10 protein-coding genes are annotated in these 5,053 nt (G+C 69.1%); 9 read left to right on the top strand and 1 reads right to left on the bottom strand.

Translation table 11 applies throughout. From position 1 onward, the window contains the following. The 9 genes from RT051_RS14360 to tatC all read left to right on the top strand — a co-directional run. The coding region (locus RT051_RS14360) for a HisA/HisF-related TIM barrel protein (protein ID WP_313077735.1) at positions 1 to 337 on the top strand (337 nt) is incomplete at its 5' end. A 62-nt stretch (positions 338 to 399) separates the two neighbouring features. Continuing rightward, complete coding sequence (gene hisF, locus RT051_RS14355) at positions 400 to 1,179, top strand: imidazole glycerol phosphate synthase subunit HisF (protein ID WP_313077731.1); 780 nt, start codon at positions 400 to 402, stop codon at positions 1,177 to 1,179. A gap of 74 nt (positions 1,180 to 1,253) precedes the next feature. Continuing rightward, on the top strand, positions 1,254 to 1,664 hold the full coding sequence (gene hisI, locus RT051_RS14350) for a phosphoribosyl-AMP cyclohydrolase (protein ID WP_313077729.1): 411 nt from the start codon (positions 1,254 to 1,256) through the stop codon (positions 1,662 to 1,664). 6 nt (positions 1,665 to 1,670) lie between these two features. Continuing rightward, positions 1,671 to 2,060 carry a phosphoribosyl-ATP diphosphatase gene (locus RT051_RS14345; protein ID WP_313077725.1) on the top strand — a complete coding sequence of 130 codons (390 nt, stop codon included), beginning with the start codon at positions 1,671 to 1,673 and terminating at the stop codon, positions 2,058 to 2,060. Further along, positions 2,057 to 2,443 carry a hypothetical protein gene (locus tag RT051_RS14340; RefSeq protein ID WP_313077722.1) on the top strand — a complete coding sequence of 129 codons (387 nt, stop codon included), beginning with the start codon at positions 2,057 to 2,059 and terminating at the stop codon, positions 2,441 to 2,443. Before RT051_RS14345 ends, RT051_RS14340 begins: the two co-directional genes overlap by 4 nt. 30 nt (positions 2,444 to 2,473) lie before the next feature. Next, positions 2,474 to 2,845, top strand: coding sequence for a histidine triad nucleotide-binding protein (locus RT051_RS14335; protein WP_313077719.1), 372 nt, complete (start codon positions 2,474 to 2,476; stop codon positions 2,843 to 2,845). Between the two features lie 76 nt (positions 2,846 to 2,921). Continuing rightward, positions 2,922 to 3,182 carry a Sec-independent protein translocase subunit TatA gene (gene tatA, locus RT051_RS14330; protein WP_313077717.1) on the top strand — a complete coding sequence of 87 codons (261 nt, stop codon included), beginning with the start codon at positions 2,922 to 2,924 and terminating at the stop codon, positions 3,180 to 3,182. Between the two features lie 66 nt (positions 3,183 to 3,248). After that, positions 3,249 to 3,752, top strand: coding sequence for a Sec-independent protein translocase protein TatB (tatB, locus tag RT051_RS14325; RefSeq protein WP_313077713.1), 504 nt, complete (start codon positions 3,249 to 3,251; stop codon positions 3,750 to 3,752). A 104-nt stretch (positions 3,753 to 3,856) separates the two neighbouring features. Beyond that, a complete protein-coding gene (gene tatC, locus RT051_RS14320) occupies positions 3,857 to 4,645 on the top strand; it encodes a twin-arginine translocase subunit TatC (RefSeq protein ID WP_313077709.1) in 789 nt (262 codons plus the stop codon). Between the two features lie 70 nt (positions 4,646 to 4,715). Here tatC and RT051_RS14315 read toward each other — a convergent pair. Continuing rightward, positions 4,716 to 5,053 (bottom strand): S1C family serine protease (locus tag RT051_RS14315; protein ID WP_313077706.1); only part of this gene is annotated, 338 nt, incomplete at its 5' end.

Genomic DNA, 5,053 nt, shown 5'->3' with positions numbered 1-5,053 from the left:
GGTGGCCACCGACGGCTGGAGCAAGCTCACCGGCCACGAGGTGGTGGACCTGGCGAAGAAATTCCAGGACTGGGGCGTCGAGTCCATCATCTACACCGACATCGGCCGCGACGGCATGCTCAGCGGCATCAACATCGAGGCCACGGTGCGCCTGGCGCAGGCACTCACCATTCCCGTGATCGCCTCGGGCGGCCTGGCCGGCATGCAGGACATCGAGCAGCTGTGCGCCGTGCAGGGCGAGGGCGTGGAGGGCGTGATCTGCGGGCGCGCCATCTACTCGGGCGACCTGGACTTTGCCGCCGCGCAGGAGCGCGCCGACGAGCTGGCAGCGACCTGACGCCGCCGGCGCATCCGGCCCGCCCGGGCCGGCTTCCCCCACCCCTACGGAGCTGCCTGCCCATGCTGGCCAAACGCATCATTCCCTGCCTCGACGTGACCGGCGGCCGTGTCGTCAAGGGCGTCAACTTCGTGGAGTTGCGCGACGCCGGCGACCCGGTGGAGATCGCCGCGCGCTACAACGAGCAGGGCGCGGACGAGCTCACCTTCCTGGACATCACCGCCACCAGCGACGGGCGCGACCTGATCCTGCCCATCATCGAGGCCGTGGCCAGCCAGGTCTTCATCCCCCTCACCGTGGGCGGCGGCGTGCGCACCGTGGCCGACGTGCGCCGGCTGCTCAACGCGGGCGCCGACAAGGTCAGCTTCAACTCGGCGGCCATTCAAGACCCGGATGTCATCGAGGCCGCGTCCGCCAAATACGGCGCGCAGTGCATCGTCGTGGCCATCGACGCCAAGCGCCGGCGCGGCGACGAGGTGGCCGAGCGCGGCGAGGGCTGGGACGTCTACAGCCACGGTGGGCGCAAGAACACCGGCATGGACGCGGTGCAGTGGGCCGCCGAGATGGCGCGGCGCGGCGCGGGCGAAATCCTGCTGACCAGCATGGACCGCGACGGCACCAAGAGCGGCTTCGACCTGCAGCTCACGCGCGCCGTGAGCGACGCCGTGCCGGTGCCGGTGATCGCCTCGGGCGGTGTCGGCAACCTGGACCATCTGGCCGACGGCGTGAGCCAGGGCGGCGCCGACGCGGTGCTGGCGGCCAGCATCTTCCACTACGGTGAATTCACCGTGCGCCAGGCCAAGGAACACCTGCGCGCGCGCGGCATTCCCGTGCGGCTGTGATTTTGCGGCCAAAAAAGCCTCCAACCCTTGCTGCGCAAGGGCTTGCAGCTCTCTTTTTTGCGTAAGGACTCCCGATGAACGATAGGGCCAACGCCGCCGGCTGGCTCGACCAGGTGCGCTGGGACGAGCGCGGACTGGTGCCCGCCATCGCCCAGGAGGCAGCCACCGGGGACGTGCTGATGTTCGCCTGGATGGACCGCCAGGCCCTGCAGAAGACGGCCGAGCTGGGCCGCGCCGTGTATTTCAGCCGCTCGCGCGGCAAGCTGTGGTTCAAGGGCGAGGAGTCGGGCCACGTGCAGACGGTGCACGAGATCCGCCTGGACTGCGACGCCGACGTGGTGCTGCTCAAGGTCACGCAGCAGGGGCACACGCCGGCAATCGCCTGCCACACCGGGCGGCACAGCTGCTTCTTCAGCGTGCTCAGGGACAGGCAGTGGCACGCCGTCGATCCGGTCTTGAAAGACCCGGCCTCCATCTACAACTGAAGCCTCATGCCCAGCAGCAACGACTCCCTGGCCCGCCTGGCCGCCCTCATCGAAAGCCGCAAGCCCGAGCGCGGCGGCGACGTCACAAGCAGCTACGTGGCGCGGCTGCTGCACAGGGGGCCGGACGCTTTTCTGAAGAAGATCGGCGAGGAAGCCACCGAGGTCGTCATGGCCGCCAAGGACGTGCAGCAGGGCGGCGCCGACCCGGCCACGCTGGTCTATGAGGTGGCCGACCTGTGGTTCCACAGCATGGTGGCGCTGGCCCACTTCGGCCTGCAACCGGCCGACGTGATTGCCGAGCTGGAGCGCCGCGAAGGCACCAGCGGCATCGAGGAAAAGGCGCTGCGCAAGGCGCAGGCGCGCGACAGTGAAGACCCAGGAAAGGCCACGCCATGAACCGCGACATCATCGACATCGAACCCGACCAGCGCGCCAACTCGCTCAAGGCCATCGGCTGGGTCAGCTATGTGCTGCACCTGATCGTCGCCCTGGGTGCGGTGTTGCCGGGCGCGCAGCCGGGCGCGGCGCTGCTGCTGGTGGCCCTCATCATCGACCTGGTCAAGAAGAGCGACGCCGAGGGCACCTGGCAGGCCAGCCACTTTTCCTGGCGCATCCGCACCGTGATCTGGGCCGGCGTGCTGTACCTGCTGACGCTGCCGCTGTGGCTGCTGTTTTTCTTCCCCGGCTGGATCGCCTGGGGCCTGATCTCCCTCTGGTTCCTGTACCGCATCGTGCTGGGCATGGTGGCCATGAACAAGAACCAGGCCGTCGGCAGCTGACGCCCCTTCCAGACACGCTGGACGCACGCCATGACACACCCCCACAAGCACGACCCCGACTGCCTGTTCTGCAAGATTGCCGCCGGCCAGATTCCTTCCCGCAAGGTCCATGAGGACGAGCAGGTCCTCGCCTTCCACGACATCGACCCCTGGGCACCGGTGCACTTCCTGGTCATCCCCAAGGAGCACATCCCGTCCATGGCCGCCGTCGACGGCACGCACGCGGCGTTGCTCGGGCACATGATGACGCTGGCCCCGAAGCTGGCCGCCGAGCAGGGTTGCAACCCCTATCCGGAGGGCGGCTTCCGGCTGGTGATCAACACCGGCGACGAGGGCGGGCAGGAGATCCACCACCTGCACCTGCACGTCATCGGCGGCCCGCGCCCCTGGAAGAAGGGTTGAGGCCGGGATAGGGGCATGTCCGGCGCGGCCGGGGGGCAGCGCCTAAAATGCCCGGCATTCATCAGGAGAGATATCCATGGGTTCGTTTTCCATCTGGCACTGGCTGGTCGTGCTGCTGATCGTGGTGCTGGTCTTCGGCACCAAGAAGCTCAAGAACATCGGCTCCGACCTGGGCGGCGCGGTCAAGGGCTTCAAGGACGGCATGCGCGAGGGCACCGCCGGTGACGACGCAGCGGCCGGCACGGCCGCCACGCCCCCGGTCGGTCAGGTGACGGGCGCCGCCATGCCCGCGGCCGACCGCAACACCATCGACGTCGAAGCCCAGCGCAAGAGCTGAGGCCGAGGCAGCGCACGTGCCCCCGTCCCCCTGCCGCCTGCCTGAGCGCGTCCGGCGCCTGCCCGCATGATCGACATCGGCCTGTCCAAGATGGCGCTGATCGGCGCCGTCGCGCTCATCGTCATCGGCCCCGAGAAGCTGCCGCGCGTGGCGCGCACCGTGGGCACGCTGCTGGGCAAGGCGCAGCGCTATGTCTCGGACGTGAAGGCCGAGGTCAACCGCTCGATGGAGCTCGACGAGCTGCGCAAGATGAAGGACAGCGTGGAGGGCGCCGCGCGCGACGTCGAGCGCAGCATCCACACCAGCGCCAGCGATTTCGAGCGCGACTGGAACCAGACCGTCGCCGGCATCGAGGCGACCGCCGACGGCGGCGCCGACGCGGGCAGCGTGGCCGCCCTGGCCGCGCAGCAGGGCGGGGCCATCGTCCCGGCCTACCGTCACCCGGGCAAGAAATGGCGCCTCAAGCGCGGCGCCGTGCCCCAGTGGTACAAGGCGCGTGCCGGCGTGCGCACGCACGTGCAGTCGGGCGCGGCGCGCGTGGCGCGCTTTCGCCCGCGCCGCCCGCGCTGACCGACCTGACCGATTGATCCCCGCGCCGCGGCTGCGCCAGCCGCAGATGCATTTTTTTCACGGCGCCCGCGCCGCGCAGCCAGAGCGGCCCGCCGCCATCGCCTATGTCCGAGCAACCCACACCCCAAGACGAACTCGCCGGTACCGAGCAGCCCTTTGTCGAGCACCTGATGGAGCTGCGCGACCGGCTGATGCGCGCCATCGTCGCCGTGGGCCTGGTCGCTGCGGTGCTGTTCTTCTGGCCCGGCCCGGGCCGGCTGTACGACCTGATGGCCGCGCCCCTGGTGGCGCACCTGCCGCAGGGCGCGACCATGATCGCCACCTCGGTCATTTCGCCCTTCATGGTGCCGCTGAAGATCCTGCTGTTGGCGGCCTTCCTGATTGCGCTGCCCTTCGTGCTCTACCAGGTCTGGGCCTTCGTCGCGCCAGGGCTGTACTCGCACGAAAAGCGCCTGGTGCTGCCGCTGGTGGTCTCCAGCACGCTGCTGTTCTTCCTGGGGGTGGCGTTCTGCTACTTCTTTGTCTTCGGCCAGGTGTTTTCGTTCATCCAGAGCTTTGCGCCCAAGAGCATCACCGCCGCGCCTGACATCGAGGCCTACCTGGGCTTCGTGATGACCATGTTCCTGGCCTTCGGCCTGGCCTTCGAGGTGCCGATCGCCGTGGTGGTGCTGGCGCGGCTGGAAGTGGTCAGCGTGGACAAGCTCAAGAGCTTTCGCGGCTACTTCATCGTGGCGGCCTTCATCATCGCCGCCATCGTGACGCCGCCCGACGTGGTCTCGCAGCTGGCGCTGGCGATCCCCATGTGCCTGCTGTACGAGCTGGGCATCTGGGCGGCGCAGCTGTTCATCCGCCACACCAAGGCGCCCGGGGATGCGCCGGAATCCGCGGGCTGAGCTGATTCACCAAAAAAACAGCCGCAAACCGTTGCCAGACAACGGGTTGCAGCTATTTTTTCAGGAGCGGTCAGCGCTGCTGCTGCATGCGCGGGCGCGTGCCGGGCACCACCGCCAGCTCGGTGCGCTCGTCGCCGCGCTGCACCTGGAACTGCGCCGGCTCGCCGGGTTTGAGCGCCGCCACGGCGGTGAGCAGCTGCGCCACGGCGTTGATCGGCTTGCCGGCTACCTGCAGGATCACGTCGCCCGGGCGCACGCCGGCCTGCGCCGCCGGGCCGCCCTGCAGCACTCCGGTGATGATGACGCCCGCCGTGGCCTTGACGCCGAAGGTCTGCGCCAGCTCGGGCGACAGCTCGCCCGGCTCCACGCCGATCCAGCCGCGCGTGACCTGGCCGTCGCGCACGATGC

The sequence above is a fragment of the Melaminivora sp. genome (assembly GCF_032059615.1).
GTDB lineage: Bacteria > Pseudomonadota > Gammaproteobacteria > Burkholderiales > Burkholderiaceae_C > Melaminivora.
Note: the sequence above shows the minus strand (reverse complement) of the source record. Positions and strands in the feature narration are given on the sequence as shown.